This is a genomic window from Pseudomonas sp. Irchel s3a10, from assembly GCF_900187525.1.
In the GTDB taxonomy this organism is placed as follows: domain Bacteria; phylum Pseudomonadota; class Gammaproteobacteria; order Pseudomonadales; family Pseudomonadaceae; genus Aquipseudomonas; species Aquipseudomonas koreensis_G.
On the sequence record NZ_FYDR01000006.1, the window covers coordinates 208,711 to 226,470 of the forward strand.

The following is a 17,760-nucleotide window of genomic DNA, read 5'->3' on the forward strand; positions in this document are numbered from 1 at the left end:
GCTGTGTTTGGCTGCGCCAAACGGTCGCTGCGCTCCCACCCCCGGATAAATCCCTCCGCTCAGCCTGCCGACGGGCCCTGAGATCAAAAGCGGTACTCGAGCTAACGCTCATTGTGTTGAGTGGGGCGGCTTCGCCGCATGCGGGGCACGCAATCTGAACTGTAGGAGCCAGCCTGCTGGCAAAGGCGGCCTACGAGCCGACCAGTCTCTAACTGACCACACCCCATCCCCCTGTGGGAGCGGGCTTGCTCGCGAAGGCGGCCTGCCAGTCGACCAAACTCCAACTGAACACACCCATTCCAACTGTGGGAGCGGGCTTGCTCGCGAAGGCGGCCTGACAGCCGACCAAACTCCAACTGAACACACCCATTCCAACTGTGGGAGCGGGCTTGCTCGCGAAGGCGGCCTGCCAGTCGACCAAACTCCAACTGAATGCACTCCGTCCAACTGTGGGAGCGGGCTTGCTCGCGAAGGCGGCCTGACAGCCGACCAAACTCCAACTGAACACACCCAATCCCATGTAGGAGCTGCCGAAGGCTGCGATCTTTTGATCTGGCTCTGGCTCTGGCTCTGGCTCTGGCTCTGGCTCTGGCTTTGGCTCTTGATGTGGCTTTTGATTTTTTGCCCCTTCGGCAGGCCGAGCGAAGGTGTCCATCAGGGGGTTAGGCGCGCAGCGCCATGCGGCGGAGCCGCATACATCGAGAGGAGGTGCAGCGAAGCAAACCGGAGGCGATGCCCCCGGATGGACACCGTAGCGAGGGAACACTGAGCCTCAGCGAAGTGCCGTACGCCGGGGCAAAGCCTTTTGGGTTACCTTTTCGGCGTCTGGAAAAGGTGACTCGCTGTAAGAGCGAAACCGCCAGCGGCAGCACCCGCAGAAACGGATATTCACCCCATCCCCCAAAAAAACCAGATCAAAAGATCGCAACCTTCGGCAGCTCCTACACTGGTATCTACGGCTTATCCCAAAAGCCCAGACAACCACCCAAAAAGGAGTCTGCCCCCATGACCGAAAGAAAATGCGATTGCCCCAACTGCAAATGCACGATCAAGGAAGGCGACCACGCCTACGCCGTGCACGGCAAACACTATTGCTGTGAAGCCTGCGCCCACCACCACAAGGACGGTGCGGAGTGTTCAAGCAAAGGCTGCCATTGCGCCCACCCCAAATAACCGCGCGCAAAAAAAGTGGAGCCTAATCAGGCTCCACTTCCAGTTTCAGGCTTTCATCATCCAGCCGTTCGGTATGGCGAACCGTGCCTTGCAGTCGCCGACCGTCAACCCGCACCACCACGGTTTTCGCCTGGTCCAGGTCTTCCGGTAGCGGCGCCGGCACGCGCACTGCAAAGCGGTACGGGTCATCTTCGACGGGTTCCAGGCCCAGCTCACAGTCGACGCTTTTGGTGATACGGCCGAACAGGGTGTCGAGGCCGTAATCCAGATGCGCCAGGCTGAAGAGGTTGCTCATGTGTATCCCCCGAAAAGTCCCCGTTGCCGGGCGAGAGTCTAGCCCGCCGGTCGCCATGTGACATTTTCCACCCCGAATTTCTCCGCCATCGGTTTGCTGGTCTTTTGCACTTTTTCCCGGCCGAAACGCGGGATGCGACCCACACCGGCGTCGCAGCTTGCCCAGTGCCACGCCTCGGCGTTGTCCATTCTGTCCGAGCGGATAATGAACGACTTAGGCGTGCCGTGAAGGGTGTAATCGATGACAAACAGTTTTGCGTTGTTCATAAAGCCCGTATTCCTCCCTGTGGTATTAGAAGGATCGCGGCGCGTCGGGAAAATTCACTCGGATTGTCCGACGGTATCTATCGTTGTCGACGCTGTGACCGGCTGGTTACCATGCGCCTTCCGCCAACCCCAATGAATGCTCGCCATGGCCCTCGCCGCACCCCCTGATCTCACGGATACCGATGTGCCGGTACAACCGCTGGCGCGTACCTATCCGCGTGGGTTGTTCATCGAGCCGCACGAGCATGTCTGGGGGCAGTTGCTGTATGCGATGAGCGGGGTGATGTGGGTCGAGACCCCGCACGAGGCGCTGGTGGTGCCGCCGCAGCGCGCGGTGTGGTTGCCGCCCGGGGTGCCGCACGGGATTCGCGTGGTCTCGGACTTGCAGATGCGTAATATCTACCTGCGCCCGGCGCTGGCGGCAACGCTGGATCCGATGGTGCAGGTGATCGAGGTCGGTGGCCTGTTGCGTGAGTTGATCGTCGGGCTGGTGGAGCAGGGCGACAGCGGTGAGCCGGCCTATTACGACGCCTTGGTCGGGCTGGCGTTGCTGGAGCTCAAGCGTGCCCGGCGCTCACAATTGAAGATCCCGCTACCGGACGATTCCGACCGGCGTCTGATGAACTTGTGTCAGGCAGTGATGGCGGCGCCGTCGCTGGACATTCCGTTCGAACAGCACGCGGAAAACGCCGGGGCGAGTGTGCGCACGCTGGCGCGGTTGTTCAAGGACAGCCTGGGCATGGGCTTCGCCGAATGGCGGCGGCAGGTGCAACTGGCAACGGCGGTGGCGGAGTTGATTCAGGGCGTGCCGGTGAGCGCGATCGCTCGCGAGCTGGGCTATTCGCCGAGCAGTTTCAGTGACATGTTCCGCCGCGAGCTGGGCGTGGCGCCTTCGCAATTTACGATCACCTGAACGCAACCCCTGTGGGAGCGGGCTTGCTCGCGAAAACGGTGTGTCTGTGAAGCATAAAGGGACTGACCTGCTGCCTTCGCGAGCAAGCCCGCTCCCACATTTTTACCGTGTTGTACTCAGGACTACGGGACGCCGTTTTCCCACGCCGACCAGTGTTTCAGGATGTCTGCACCAGCGGACTGCCTGTGCGATAGAGGTTCTCCAGCTCCGGCTCCCCTGACACCGCAAAACAACTGTGGGAGCGGGCTTGCTCGCGAAAGCGGTGTGTCTGTGAAGCATAAAGGGACTGACCTGCTGCCTTCGCGAGCAAGCCCGCTCCCACATTTTTACCGTGTTGTACTCAGGATTACGGGACACCGTTTTCCCACGCCGACCAGTGTTTCAGGATGTCTGCACCAGCGGACTGCCTGTGCGATAGAGGTTCTCCAGCTCCGGCTTCCCTGACACCGCAAAACAACTGTGGGAGCGGGCTTGCTCGCGAAAGCGGTGGGTCTGTGAAGCATAAAGGGACTGACCCGCCGCCTTCGCGAGCAAGCCCGCTCCCACAGGGGACGGCAGTGAACGCGGGGAATTGGCCGAAATTCAGAAGTCCTTGGCCGATACCTCTGCCGAACCTTCCCTAGACTTTGCCCATTCCTTTCACGCGGCGGAGTTTCCTCCCATGAACTACCTGATTTCGCTGGGCATCGGTCTCGGTGTCGGCCTGCTCTATGGCGCGCTGGATTTTCGTTCCCCGGCACCTCCGGCGATTGCGCTGGTGGGGCTGCTGGGCATGCTCGCGGGTGAGCAGCTGTGGCCGATGGGCCGGCAACTGGTGGCCGGTTGGCTGTCTTGAATGTCCTTTTTTCCCTTTGGTGGATGTCCTCATGAAAGCACTGCAATTCGATAAAACCGGCGACCTGTCCTCCCTGCATTTCGTCGACGTACCGACCCCGGTGCCCGGCGCTGATGAAGTGCTGGTCGAGATCAAGGCGGCCGGACTGAACCCCAGCGATGTGAAGAACGTGCTCGGGCGGTTTCCGTACACCACGTTGCCACGGATTCCCGGGCGTGATTTTGCCGGTGTCGTGGTCGAGGGGCCGCAGGCGTTGCTCGGTCAGGAAGTCTGGGGCACCGGGCGCGAGTTGGGCTTTTTCGCCGATGGTTCGCACGCGCAGTTCGTCAAACTGCCGGCCAATGGCGTGGCGCACAAGCCCTCGCACTTGAGTTTCGCCCAGGCCGCCAGCCTCGGCGTGCCGTACACCACGGCGTGGGATGCGCTGGAGCGTAGCTTGGTGACGGCTGAAACCCGTTTGCTGGTGATCGGTGGCGGCGCGGTGGCCACGGCGGCGTTGGCGTTGGCCAAGGTACGCGGGGCGCAGATCCTCGCGGCCGCGCGTAGGCCGGAGCAGGTCAAGGAGTTGCAGGCGCAGGGCTTCCAGACGATTCAGCTGGAGAAACCCGAAGACCTCGGCGCACAGGTCAACGCGGTGTACCGCGGCGGCGCTGACGTGATCTTCGACACCACCGGTTTCTGGCTGCCGGCCTCGGTCGCGGCATTGGCAGCGTTCGGGCGCATCGCGATCATCGCCGCACCGGTCGACGGCCATGTGCAATTGCCGGCGCTGGCGCTGTACCGCAAGGGCGGTTCGGTGGTCGGGATCAACTCGCTGCTGTACGGCGTGCAAGCCTGCGCAGCGATGCTGGAGCAATTTGGGCGATTCTTTGATGAGGATCTGTTGCCGTTGCCGCAGGGGTTGGTGGAGGTGCCATTGGCGGAGGGGTTGGACAGCTACGCGCAGGTGAATCAAGGCAGTGGCGACAAGATAATTCTCATCCCCTGACACCACAAAACAACTGTGGGAGCGGGCTTGCTCGCGAAAGCGGTGTGTCAGCGAAGCAAATATTGACTGATACAGCGCATTCGCGAGCAAGCCCGCTCCCACATTTTTTACCGTGTTGTACTCAGGATTGCGGGACGCCGTTCTCCCACGCCGACCAGTTTTTCAGGATGTCCTGCACCAGCGGATTGCCGGCGCGATAGAGGTTTTCCAGCGCTGGCACGAACCCGCCCTGATCGGCGTACTTGAGCAGGTTGTCCACTTCGCTGCCGCCCGGCTCCGGACGATCAAAGTCAGAGCCTGCACGCACCACGGCCAGACGCTGCACATCCACCAGACCTTCGCGACTGGCGCGTAACAAGGCCTCGTAGGTCGAGTTGTCTTCCTGTTGCGTGGTGCAATATTCACCCTGGTTGTCGGTCAGCAGTTTGGTCCAGACTTCGGCACGTTCGCTCAGGCGTGTGCCGGAGAACCAGGTGTTGCCCGCCAGTGTGTCGCAACGCGTGACGACCGGCGGCTGATTGGCCGGGGCTGACGGGTATTTCCGGCGCCAGGCCGCCGATTCCTTGCTCTCGCTCAGTTCGACCTTGTGGCTCAGGGCGAAGGCCTTGGCCTGCAATTTCGGGTTGAGTTCGAAGACTTCGGTCTTGTAGTCCAGCGGCGGTTTTTCGTTCGGCCCCTTGGTGTTGATGCCCAGGTAGCCGGTCGGCCAGCTCGCCGGCGCGTCGCGCGAATCCAGCTCCCATTGGGTACCGAATTCCACCAGGTAGTGCGCCCACGCGGCGGTGCCGATGGTCCCGTGTTTGGGGCTGATGCCGGCGATCCCGGCGATCAGAAACCAGCTTTTGCGCAGGTCGAATTTCGGCGACAGGGCCAGTGCCAGGGTCGAAGCGGCGGCATTGGTCTGGCCCATGCCGGTGGTCAGCAGGCACACCTGTTGCGCGTTGCAGCGCACAGTCGGGTACTCGGCAGACAGGCCCGGCACGCGGATTTCCTGTTTCAGATCGAGGCGCTCGATCCAGTTCTGCGCCTCGGGGGCGAACATGGTGATCAGCACGACTTTCGGCTGGATCGGCGCTTCAGCCGCCCAGGTGGTGGAGGAGAGCAGGGCCGCAGCGGCCAGGGTCAGACGCGTCATTGCTTGCATGAGAATCTCCTGATTTCAGAACTGGTAGCCGATGCCGGCGTAGTAACCCCAACCATTGGAGCGTGCGCGGAAATTGCCGTCGCCGAAGTTCAGCTCACTGCCGTCCTCCCAGTTGCCGCCGTTGTGGAAATAACGGCCGACCAGGGTGAAGCGCAAGTGGGTGAACGAGTACAGCAAGACGTTGGTCGCCACCGTGGCATTGGCGGTGCGTGCGGGGTTGTCCTTGTGGATGTCCGAGCCGAAATCGAAGTTGGTGAAACCGATGTAGGTCAGCGACGCGCCATTGCTGAATTTATCGATGGGCACGATGTACTTGAGCTGCGCGCGGTAGCCGTCCCACGAATACTCATTGCTCGCGCCGTAGTTTTCCCACTGATAGCGCCCGTACAGGTTGGCCGACAGGTTGACCCGCGAATGGGTGTCGATGTCGGTGCCGAAGCCGCTGTACAGGGTGTTGGCGCGGTTCTCTTTACGGCTGCCGTGATCGTAGATCCAGTCGAACGCCACGTACCATTCCTTGAACGGGCCGATGGCCAGGCTGCGGCCGGCGAGGTAGTCGATGGAGATGCGCGGCTCGTGCTCCATGAACACCGGTGAGCCGTGATCCCACACGCCTTTGTCGTGGCTGTTGCCGATGTTGAAGATCTTCGGAATGTCGACATAGCCGTACAGCTCGAACGGCCCCTTGCGCCCGAAGTACTCGTATTCCAGATAGATGTCGTCGGCCGGTTGCGGGCCGAAACTGATGTCTTTGCTGCCGATCAGCGTCAGGTCCTGGTTGTACCAGTCCGACAGATACGCACCTTGTTTGGGCGGGCTGGCCTCGGGGCTGAGGGTTTCGCCTTGCGCCGATTCTTCGGGAAGCGCCGGTTGCGCCAATGCGCTGTGGCTGAGAAGTCCGGTAACGCCGGTCAGTAGCAAGGAAACAGCAAACGTGCGCGAGAAAGGTGCGCGAACAGGGCATGCGATGGGCATTCAAAGTCCTTTTTTGCAGATCAAGGCCCGTGTTCCGTGGGCTTGTACGGTTTTGTTACGAAAACGTTGGCATCGACGTTACGCAAACGTTTGCACAAGGCGTACCAAAACCTTCAATGGGCTGAAAAATCCGTCTTTTTTCAGTATTTCCTGATGGATCGGTCAGGCGAGGGTTTGCAGACCCTACAGGTCCCTGTGGGAGCGAGCTTGCTCGCGAAGGCGGGGTATCAGAAAAGTATCCGCAAGCTGACACAACGCATTCGCGAGCAAGCTCGCTCCCACAGTTTTAAACCTCTTCACAGTCAATGATTGCGGGCTGAAACGCTGATTCCAGACCCCTCTAGTATTAAAGTATTAACACCATTTAATCAGTGCTCCATGGCGGGGCGTCTACTAGCTTGTCACCCAGAACGCGGTTTTGTGATGACCGTCGCAGTCTTGATTCGCGTGTGGAATAAGCACGGTTTGCACGCCTTCAAGGAAGAATTTGGCCACGACAAGGAGTAGCCCGTGGAAGCAAGGTTTGGTGTCGCCCTCGTTTCGCGTTTTTCCCCACTTTCCCTTGCTGTGCACCTGAGCGTTGCCGGGCTGTTGTTCGGCGGCGTCAGCGCACCTGCACTGGCCACATGCTCCACGGCGGGTTCCACAGTGACCTGTACCGGCGTGCCGAGTCTGCCGCTGTTTCTCAACAATTTCGCCAGTGCCACCAACGGCCTGACGGTCAACGTCAACTCCGGGGCGCAGATGAACGCGACGCTCGGCGGCCACGTGATGGACCTGACCGGGGTCAACATCAGCCTGAACAACTCCGGGACGATCGACCCGGCGCTGCTCGGGCTGGTCTCGGTGTTGAGCGGCGGCGCCTTCATCGGCACCGGCGCAACCAGTACCGTCAGCGTGCTCAACAATGCCAGCGGGATCATTCGCGGTACCGGCATGTTGCTCGGGCTCAACCTGACCAGCCTCGACGGCTTGGGTATTGCGGTGAACAACGCCGCGGCCGGCACCACCAGCATCACCAACAACGGCACCATCACTTCGACCGGACTCTCGATCGGCGGCATCACCCTGGCCGATACTCCGGTGGTCGGTGTGTACGGCGGCTCGCAGGTCAACATGACCAACAGCAGCACTGGCGTGATCAACGGCCGGATTGCCTTCGAGACCTCGGCGGCGGGCAACACTTTCACCAACGCCGGTGCGATCACTGGCGGCGTTTCGATGGGCGCGGCCAGTACCAACACCTTCACGGCGGTAACCGGTTCCAGCGTCAACGTGGGTGACGGCGTACAGATCAGTGTGGGGCTCGGCGGGCTGATCGGCATCAACCTGACTTTCGCCCCCACCGGTACCGTCGACGGTGGCGCAGGCGGCACCAACAGCCTGATCCTGCAGAACCCGATTGGCGTCGGCGGCGGCACCACCGGGGTCGGCACGGCGTCCAGCGCGACCTACGTCAATTTCAATAACCTGACCATCAACAGCGGCACCTGGACCTTGCAGGGACCACTGGTCAGCGGCGCGACCACGCTCAATGGCGGCGTCGCGCAGTTCAACAACAACGCCACGTTCGGCAGCGGGGTGCTCACTTCCAACGGCGGGATCCTCCAGGCCAGCAACGCCGGGTTGAACCTCAGCAACCCGATCTCCCTCGGTGCCGGTGGCGTGACCGTGCAGGGCACCAACGCCACCACCCTGAGCGGGGTGATTTCCGGCAGCGGCGGCCTGACCAAAGTCGGTTCCGGGCAACTGAGCCTCAGCGCCGCCAACACCTACCTGGGCAACACCACGCTCAACGGCGGTACCGTGCAGTTGGGCAACAACCTGGCGCTGAGCACCGGAACCCTCAACGTCACCGGCGCGACGACGCTGAGTGCACCGGGCACCGTCAGCCTGGCCAACGCCATCAGCCTCGGCGGCACTTTGACGGCTGGCGGCGCGGGGGCACTGACCCTTGGTGGCCTGATCAGCGGCAGCAGCGGCCTGACCAAGACCGGCACCGGCAGCCTGACCCTCAGCGGGGTCAACAGCGGCTTCACCGGCACCACCACCCTCAGCGCCGGCAGCCTGCTGGTGACCAATAACAACTCGCTGGGCAGTGGTGCACTGAACACCGCCGCCGGCACCAGTCTGGACAGCACCACCAACGTCACGCTGGCCAACAACATAGGCATGACCGGCGCGCTCAACGTGCTCGGCAGCAATGCGCTGACCCTCGGTGGCGTGTTGTCCGGTACAGGCGGGATTACCAAATCCGGCACCGCCAGCCTGACCCTGACGGGCAACAACACCAACTCCGGCAACACGCTACTGAACGCCGGCAGCCTGTTTGTCGGCAGCAACACTGCGCTGGGGACCGGCACGTTGAACGCGGCGGCCGGCACCACGCTGGATGCGACCACCGCTGTCACCCTGGCCAACGCCGTCGCGCTGGCAGCGGATCTGACCATTGGCGGCACCCAGGCACTGGGCCTGAGCGGTGTCGTCAGCGGCGCCGGCAACCTGATCAAGAACGGCACTGCGAGCCTGAGCCTCAGTGGCAACAACACTTTCTCCGGCGGTACTGCGCTGAATGCCGGTACGCTGATTGTCGGCAGCAACACCGCGCTGGGTACCGGGGCATTGGCTGCAGCGGCAGGTACCAAGCTCGATGCCAGCACCACGGTCGCGCTGACCAACGCAGTGTCCCTTGGTGGTGATCTGGAAGTCCTCGGCAGCGCTGATCTGACCCTCGGCGGTTTGATCAGCGGCAGTGGCGGGCTGATCAAACGCGGGTTCACCAACCTGGTACTCAACGGAGCCAACACCTTCACCGGCGGCACCACGCTGACAGCCGGCACGCTCACAGTAGGCAACGCCGGGGCGTTGGGCAGCGGCGCCTTATCGGTTACCGATACGGCAACGCTGGACAGCAATACTGCCGTCACCCTGAACAACAACGTCAACCTCAACAGCGCCCTGACCATTGGTGGCAGTAGCGGCCTGACCCTCTCCGGTTTGATCAACGGTTCCGGCCAGTTGCTCAAAAATGGCGCGGCCAACCTGACGCTCAGTGGCGTCAATACCTACAGCGGCGGCACCACCCTGAATGCCGGCAGCCTGACCGCTGGCAACGGTGCTTCACTTGGCAGCGGAGCACTCACTGTTGCCGGGGCCGGAACGCTCAACAGCAGTTCGGCGGTAACGCTGAACAACGCGATCACTCTCAATGCCAACCTCACCGCCGGCGGCGCCAACGCGCTGACCCTCGGCGGGGTAATCAGTGGCGCGAACGGCCTGATCAAGACCGGGGCATCGAGTCTGACCCTGACCGGCAACAACACCTACACCGGCACCACAGCACTGAATGCCGGTTCGCTGGTGGTCGGCTCCAACACCGCACTCGGCACCGGCACACTCAACGCGTCGAACGGCACCACTCTCGATGCCAGTACCGCCGCGACCCTGGCCAACAACGTCAACCTCGCCGGCACGCTGACGGTGGGTGGCACCAATGCGCTGACCCTTGGCGGTGTGGTCGCCGGTATCGGTGGGCTGACCAAGAACGGCGCCGCAGACCTGACCCTCAATGGCGCCAACACCTATTTCGGTAACACCGCGCTGAACACCGGCAAACTCATCGTCGGCAGCAACAGCGCGCTCGGCTCCGGCACGCTGAACGCGGCGGCCAACACCACGCTGGACGCCAACACGGCGGTCAGCCTGAACAATGCCGTGGCACTCGCCGGTGCCTTGAACATCGGCGGCACGGCGAATATGACGCTGACCGGTCTGGTCAGCGGCGCCGGCAGTCTGGTGAAAGACGGCGCGGCCAATCTGATTCTCAATGCGGCCAACAACTACCTCGGCGGTACCACGTTGAACGCCGGTACGCTGACTGTCGGCAACAGTTCGGCGCTGGGTTCCGGCGCACTGACCGTCGCTGGCGCTGCCACACTGGACAGCAATTCGCCGCTGGTCAGCCTCAACAACGCGGTCGCCTTGAATGCGGCGCTGACCGTGGGTGGCACGCAGAATCTCACCCTTGGCGGCGTCACCAGCGGCACCGGTCAGTTGATCAAGAACGGCGCGGCCAATCTCACCCTCAACGGCAACAACACTTTCAGCGGCGGCACCACCCTCAACGCCGGTACCCTGACCCTGGGCAATGCCAACGGTCTGGGCAGCGGCGGCTTGATCGTCGGCGGTGCGGCGACTCTGGATAACAGCGCCTCGTTCGGCATCGGCAACGCAATCACCCTCAACGCCGGGCTGACGGTGGCCGGCAATAACGACCTGAGCCTCAACGGCATCATCGACGGCGCCGGCAGCCTGACCAAAAACGGTTTGTCTGACCTGACTCTGGCCGGCAACAACACCTTTACCGGCGCACTGAACATCGTCTCCGGCAGCGTCACCACGCTCAACAGCAATGCGCTGGGCAGCACTTCCGGCGTCAACATCAGTGCCGGTGCCGGCCTCAATCTGGGCAGTGACGCCAGCCTCGGCGCGCTGACCGGCAGCGGCAGTGTGCAACTGACCGGCAGCAATACCCTGACCGTCGGAGGCGGTAACGTCACCAGTACGTTTGACGGTGATCTCAGTGGCAGCGGCGGCCTGACCAAAATCGGCACCGGTACTTTGAACCTCACTGGCATCAACGGCATCACCGGCAATACCGCGATCGATGGCGGTATCGTGAACCTGAGCGGTTCGCTGGGCAGTGCGCAGGTCAACGTCAACACCGGTGGCACGCTGACCGGTAGCGGTTCGGCGCTCGGCGCGGTGAACATCAATAGCGGCGGTCATCTGGCGCTGTCATCGGGCAACACCCTGTCGGCGGGTGCGCTGACCCTTGGGGCCGGCAGCAATGTCGATGTGGCGCTGGGGACTCCGTCGACCAGTTCGCTGATGAACGTCGGCGGCAACCTCACCCTCGACGGCAATCTCAACGTCAGCGATGCCGGTGGTTTCGGCGTCGGCGTGTATCGCCTGTTCAACTACACCGGCGCCCTGACCAATCTCGGTCTGGACGTCGCCAGCGTGCCGGTCGGTTACGCCCTCGGCGATCTGGTGGTGCAGACCGGCGTGGCCAATCAGATCAACATTCAAGTGTCGGCACCGAACAGCAACATCCGTTACTGGGACGGCAGCCAGACCATCGCCAACGGCGTGGTCGATGGTGGCAGCGGCACCTGGAACGCGGTCGGCACCAACTGGACCGATGCCAACGGGCTGGTCAACCAGCCGTGGGCCGGTGATTTCGCGGTGTTCCAGGGCACCGCCGGCACCGTGACGGTGAACGGCACACAAGCATTCACCGGCATGCAATTCCTTACCGATGGTTACAGCCTGGTCAACGGCGCGGCGGGGCAACTCACAGCGGTCAACGGCACCGGCGGCACTACTTCGTTGCGCGTCGATCCGGGTGTGACGGCGACCATCAATGCCAATATCGATGGCAGCGGCATTCTCAATAAACTCGACGCCGGCACCTTGGTGCTCGGCGGTGCCAACGCCTACACCGGCGGCACGCAACTGGACGGCGGCAAAATCATCGTCGGCAGCAACACCGCGCTCGGTACCGGTACGCTGACGGCAAATGCCGGCACACAGCTGGACAGCAACGCGGCGGTGACACTGGCCAACGCGGCGACACTCAACGGCAACCTCACCGTGGTCGGCAGCAATGCGCTGACGCTTAACGGCGTAATTGGCGGCACTGGTGGCCTGATCAAAACCGGCACGGCGAACCTGACCCTCGGCGGCAACAACGCCTTCCTCGGCCCGGTAGCCTTGAACGCCGGCGGGTTGATTCTGGCGTCGAACTCGGCGTTGGGTTCCGGCACCTTGAACGCGGCGGGCGGCACCACGCTGGATGCGAGCACGGCGGTTTCGCTGAACAACGCGGTGAATCTGGCCGGCAATCTCGGCATTGGCGGCACCGCGGATCTGACCCTGGCCGGCACGGTCAACGGCGCCGGCAGCCTGAGCAAAAATGGCGCAGCCAACCTGACACTCAGCGGCAACAACAACTTCCTCGGTGGCACCACCCTCAACGCCGGCACCCTGACCGCCGGTAGCAACTCGGCACTCGGCCTGGGTAACCTGACCGTGGCCGGCGCTTCGGCGCTGGACAGCAGCAGTGCGCTGAGCCTGGGCAACAACGTCGTGCTCAATGCCAATCTGAGCAACTCCGGCAGCAACAACCTGACCCTCGCTGGTGTGGTCAGCGGCGCGGGCGGGCTGATCAAGAACGGCGCGTCGAACCTGACGCTCAACGGCATCAACACTTACTCCGGTGGCACCACGCTGAACGCCGGTACGCTGACCCTCGGCACGGGCGGCTCCCTGGGCAGCGGCGCGCTGACTGTGACCGGCGCTTCGACCCTCGACAACTCCGCGCCTCTGGTGCTGGCCAACAACCTCGACGTCAATGCCAACCTGAGTCTGGCTGGCAACAACAACCTGACCCTCGGCGGCGTGATCGCCGGGGCGGGCACCCTGACCAAGAATGGTCTGGCCGACGTGACACTGTCCGGCAGCAACACTTTCAGCGGCACTTTCGATGTGCTCTCCGGCAGTCTGACGACCCTGAGCGGCACGGCATTGGGCAACAACGCCACGGTCAATCTCGCGGGTGGCGCGGCGCTGAATCTCGGCGCTTCGGGCAGCCTCGCCAGCCTGACCGGCAGCGGTACCGCGCTGGTCGGCACCGGCAACAACCTGAGCCTGGGTGGCAACAACGTCAGCAGCACCTTCGCCGGTATCCTCAGCGGTGACGGCGGGCTGACCAAACTTGGCTCGGGTACGCTGACCCTCAGCGGCATCAGCGATCTGACCGGCGATACCAACGTCAACGCCGGCAGCTTGCAGGTCAACGGTTCGCTGGCCAGCGGCAACGTGCTGGTCAACAGCGGCGGCACCCTCGGCGGCAGCGGCACCCTGACCGGTGCGGTGACGGTGGCCGATGGCGGGCATCTGGCGGGCGTTACCGGCAGCACCCTGTCGGTGGACTCGTTGGTGCTCAACGGCAATTCCAACTTCGATGTCGGCCTCGGCACACCGGTGTCCGGTGGCGGCAATGCGCTGGTGAATGTCGGCGGCAACCTGACCCTCGACGGCAACCTCAATGTCAGCGACATCGGTGGATTCGGCAGCGGCGTGTATCGGCTGATCAACTATACCGGCGGCCTGACCGACAACGGCATGCTGATCGGCACGGTGCCGGGCAGCGTCACCCCGGGCGATCTGACCCTGCAAACCGCGCTGGCCAATCAGATCAACCTGCTGGTCACCGCACCGGGCGTCACCGTGCAGTTCTGGGACGGCAACCAACTGGTGGCCAACGGCTCGGTGGAGGGCGGCAGCGGTACCTGGGGCACCGGCACCACCAACTGGACCGACGTCAACGGCACCACCAATCAGGCCTGGACCAATAATTTCGCGGTGTTCCAGGGCGCGGCGGGCACGGTCACCGTCAACGGTGCACAAACCATCACCGGCATGCAGTTCGTCACCGACGGCTACAGCCTGGTAAACGGCACGGCGGGCTCGCTGAATCTGGTCAACGGTTCGCTGGGCAATGCCACGGTGCGGGTTGATCCGAACGCTACCGCGACCGTCGGCGTTGCGCTCAATGGCAGCGGCACCCTCGGCAAATACGACAGCGGGACACTGGTGCTCAACGCCGCCAACGGTTACACCGGCGGCACCGCGCTCAATGGCGGCAAGATCGTGGTCGGCAATAACGCAGCGCTGGGCACTGGCGTGTTGACTGCCGCGGACGGCACCGCACTGGACAGCAACGCGGCCGTCACGCTGGGCAACGCTGTGGTGGTTAACGGTGGCCTGACTGTCGCCGGCAACAACGCCTTGACCCTCGACGGTGTCGTCAGCGGTGCGGGCAGCCTGATCAAGACTGGCGCATCGAGCCTGACCCTCAACGGCAGCAACACCTACAGCGGCGGCACGCAACTGGCTGGCGGCACCCTGGTGCTGGGCAACAACAGCGCAATCAGCAGCGGTGCATTGAATGTGACCGGCAACGCCAGCCTCGACAGCAGCGCGGCGCTGCAACTGGCCAATGCCGTCAACCTCGGTGCGCAACTGACCCTGGCCGGCAATCAGAACACCACCCTGCTCGGTGCCATCACTGGCACCGGCAGTCTGGTGAAAAACGGTGCCGGCGATCTGGTGCTCAGCGGCGCCAATACCTACAGCGGCGGTACCACGTTGAATGCCGGCACTACGCGCGGTGACACCAGCAGCCTGCAAGGTGCGATCGTCAACAACGCGACGCTGACCTTCGAACAAAACGCCGACGGCAGCTACACCGGTAACCTCACGGGTGCCGGTACGCTGAACAAAACCGGTACGGGTGAGTTGCTGCTGACTGGCAATAACAGTTTCACCGGTAACACCTCGGTGCAGGCCGGTAACCTGATCGTCAACGGCGTGCTCAACAGCGCCAATGTCAGTGTCGCCAGCGGCGCGAGCATCGGCGGTGGCGGTCAGCTCGATGGCGCTGTGCAACTGGCCGACGGTGCGACGCTGGCCGGTGGCGGCACCGCGACGCCGTTGTCGGTCGGTTCGCTGGCACTGTCCTCGGGGACCAATCTGGACTTCAGCCTTGGCTCGGCAACCAGTTCGACCACCGTGGTCAATGTCGCTGACAACCTGACCCTCGACGGTACGCTCAACGTCAGCAATGCCGGCGGGTTCGGTACCGGGGTCTATCAACTGTTCAGCTACGGCGGCAGCCTGACCGACAACGGTCTGGACTATGGCAGCCTGCCGGTGTCGGCGGCCAATCTGACCCTGCAAACCGCGATCGCCAATCAGGTCAACCTGCTGGTGCAAGGTACGCCGGGTGAGGTGCAGTTCTGGAACGGTGGCAAAACCAATCCGGACGGCAGCATTGGTGGCGGCAGTGGCGTGTGGGGGCCGGGGACCAACTGGACTGATCCGAACGGCACCCAGGCACTCGTTTCGAATGGCCAGTTTGCGGTGTTCGGTGGTCAGGGCGGCACGGTCACCGTGCAGGGCAATCAGAACTTCACCGGCCTGCAATTCCTCGCCAATGGCTACAGCCTGACGCCGGGTGCCGGTGGCTCACTGACCCCGGTCAACGGCACGGACGGCAGCCTCGCACCGGTACGGGTCAATGCCGGCGCGAGTGCGGAAATCTCCGCGCCGCTGGTGGGCACAGGGGGTATCGAGAAGCTTGATTCCGGCACGCTGGTATTGAGCGGCGCCAACACCTACAGCGGTGGCACCACGGTCAGCGGCGGTACGCTGGTCGGTAACACCACCAGCCTGCAAGGCAACATCCTTAACAACGCTTCGCTGTTGTTCGTGCAGAACTTCAACGGTCAATTCAATGGGTCGCTGCGCGGACTTGGTGCGATGCTCAAACGCGGGACCGGCACCTTGCTGTTGACCGGTGACAATCCATTCAGCGGCACCGTTTCGGTCGATCAAGGGGTGCTGCAGGTGGGTAGTCGTGCCGCGCGCGCCTCGTTGGGCGGGCAAGTCACCGTGGCCAACGGTGCGGGCCTGAGTGGTAATGGCAGCGTCGGTTCGGTGGTCAACCATGGCGTTGTCGCCTCGGGTTCTGAAGCGGGCACCTTGAGCGTGGCCGGTAACCTGACCAACGCCAGTGACGGTGTGCTGGCGCTGACCGTCAGTTCACCAACCGCAACGCCACTGGCAATCGGCGGCACGGCGACCCTGGGCGGCGGCTTGCAAGTCAACTCGCTGGCCCCGTTCACCGGTAACACCACGTATTCGCTGATCACGGCGGGCGGCGGGGTAAACGGCACTTTCAGCGCTGCAGACCTGCCGCAATACGCGTTCCTCAACAGCGCACTGGTGTATGACGCCAACGCGGTGAATCTGGTGGTCAGTCGCAATGGCAATTCCTTTGCCGATGTCGCCGCCACCGGCAACCAGTTCCGGACCGCCACTGCGCTGTCGAACAACGGCCCGGCGGGCGCAGCGTTGCAGAACGAAATCGTCAACCTCAGCGTGGCCGGTGCACGCAATGCCTTCGACAGCCTGTCCGGCGAAATCCACGCCAGCACCGCCAGCGCCATCCTCGAGGATTCGCGCTACGTGCGTGAGGCGGTCAACGATCGCATGCGTCAGCCATCGTGCAGCGCGCCGGATGATCCACGCCGTGCCCTGGCGCCGAGCGACAACCAACTGAGCAGCAACGGTTGCCACGGTGAAATGGTCGGCTGGGCGCGCGCACTCGGTGCCTGGGGAGAATCGGATGGCGACAGCAACAGCGCCAAGCTTGATCGCAACCTCAGCGGCTTCATGCTCGGTACCGACAAGCAACTCGATGACCAGTGGCGCGTGGGCATGGCCGCCGGTTACACCCGCAGCGACCTCGATGCGCATGATCGTCGCTCGGATGCCACTGTCGAAAGCTACCACCTGGCGGCCTACCTCAACTCGCAGTTCGATGCCCTGGCGGTGCGCCTCGGCGCGGCTTACAGCTGGCACGACATCGAAACCAAACGCGACGTCAGCGTCGGCGGCTACAACGACCGTCTGAAGGCCAACTACGACGCACGCAGTGCGCAGGTGTTCGGTGAAGTCGGTTACACGATTGAAGCTGGCGGCATTGCGCTTGAGCCGTTCGCCGGGCTGGCCTACGTCAATTACGACACCGACAAGGCCAAGGAAAAAGGCGGAGTAGGGCGCCTGGAGGCCGATGCCGATCAAGACATCACCTTCTCGACCCTCGGTGTGCGCGCCGGCAAGGTCATCACTCTGGCCAACGGTGGGCAATTCACCCCGCGCGCGGCCATCGGCTGGCGCCACGCGTTTGGTGACACCAAGCCTGACGCTGATCTGACCTTCATCGACGGCGGCGCGTCGTTCAGCACCCAGGGCGTGCCGATCGCCAAGGACAGCGCCATCGTCGAAGCGGGAGTGGACTTCCAGATCAGCCCGACCGGCAAGCTCGGGGTTGGCTACTCGGGTCAACTGTCGAACGACAGCAACGACCATGCGATGACCATCAGCTTCAGCCTGGGGTTCTGAATTTAGGGTCGAAGCACTTTTAGCCGCCCGTAAGGGCGGTTTTTTTTGGCTTGGCAGAAAGTCCGGCCGTGAAGTCGCGGTGACCGGGCGACAGCTTTCGCGAGCAAGCCCGCTCCCACACTGGATCTGAAGTGAAC

Annotated in this window: 9 protein-coding genes; 5 read left to right on the top strand and 4 right to left on the bottom strand. The window is 63.0% G+C overall.

Annotated elements, in window-relative coordinates:
• Nucleotides 1–1,005: 1,005 nt before the first annotated feature.
• Nucleotides 1,006–1,173, top strand: coding sequence for a metallothionein (locus tag CKW11_RS18970; protein ID WP_095138737.1), 168 nt, complete (start codon nt 1,006–1,008; stop codon nt 1,171–1,173).
• 22 nt (nt 1,174–1,195) lie between these two features.
• Here the strand turns inward: CKW11_RS18970 and CKW11_RS18975 are convergent, their stop codons facing one another.
• Nucleotides 1,196–1,468: a hypothetical protein gene (locus CKW11_RS18975; RefSeq protein ID WP_095138738.1), complete on the bottom strand. Its 273-nt coding sequence runs from the start codon at nt 1,466–1,468 to the stop codon at nt 1,196–1,198.
• A 38-nt stretch (nt 1,469–1,506) separates the two neighbouring features.
• Nucleotides 1,507–1,734, bottom strand: coding sequence for a DUF6555 family protein (locus CKW11_RS18980; protein ID WP_095138739.1), 228 nt, complete (start codon nt 1,732–1,734; stop codon nt 1,507–1,509).
• A 136-nt stretch (nt 1,735–1,870) separates the two neighbouring features.
• Here CKW11_RS18980 and CKW11_RS18985 point away from each other — a divergent pair, with 136 nt between their 5' ends.
• The 3 genes from CKW11_RS18985 (at nt 1,871) to CKW11_RS18995 (ending at nt 4,470) form a co-directional block, all read left to right on the top strand.
• Entirely contained in the window at nt 1,871–2,647 is a 777-nt protein-coding gene (locus tag CKW11_RS18985) for a helix-turn-helix domain-containing protein (protein WP_095138740.1), read from the top strand.
• 661 nt (nt 2,648–3,308) lie between these two features.
• Nucleotides 3,309–3,482: a DUF1427 family protein gene (locus CKW11_RS18990; protein WP_095138741.1), complete on the top strand. Its 174-nt coding sequence runs from the start codon at nt 3,309–3,311 to the stop codon at nt 3,480–3,482.
• Between the two features lie 31 nt (nt 3,483–3,513).
• Nucleotides 3,514–4,470 carry a zinc-binding alcohol dehydrogenase family protein gene (locus tag CKW11_RS18995; protein WP_095138742.1) on the top strand — a complete coding sequence of 319 codons (957 nt, stop codon included), beginning with the start codon at nt 3,514–3,516 and terminating at the stop codon, nt 4,468–4,470.
• 121 nt (nt 4,471–4,591) lie between these two features.
• Here the strand turns inward: CKW11_RS18995 and CKW11_RS19000 are convergent, their stop codons facing one another.
• The gene (locus CKW11_RS19000; protein ID WP_095138743.1) at nt 4,592–5,614 is read right to left on the bottom strand and encodes a purine nucleoside permease; all 1,023 of its coding nucleotides are present in this window, start codon (nt 5,612–5,614) and stop codon (nt 4,592–4,594) included.
• Between the two features lie 15 nt (nt 5,615–5,629).
• Nucleotides 5,630–6,589, bottom strand: a complete 960-nt coding sequence (locus CKW11_RS19005) for a nucleoside-specific channel-forming protein Tsx (RefSeq protein ID WP_095138744.1) — start codon at nt 6,587–6,589, stop codon at nt 5,630–5,632.
• 510 nt (nt 6,590–7,099) lie between these two features.
• Here CKW11_RS19005 and CKW11_RS19015 point away from each other — a divergent pair.
• Nucleotides 7,100–17,623, top strand: a complete 10,524-nt coding sequence (locus tag CKW11_RS19015; RefSeq protein WP_095138746.1) for an autotransporter-associated beta strand repeat-containing protein — start codon at nt 7,100–7,102, stop codon at nt 17,621–17,623.
• Nucleotides 17,624–17,760: the final 137 nt, after the last annotated feature.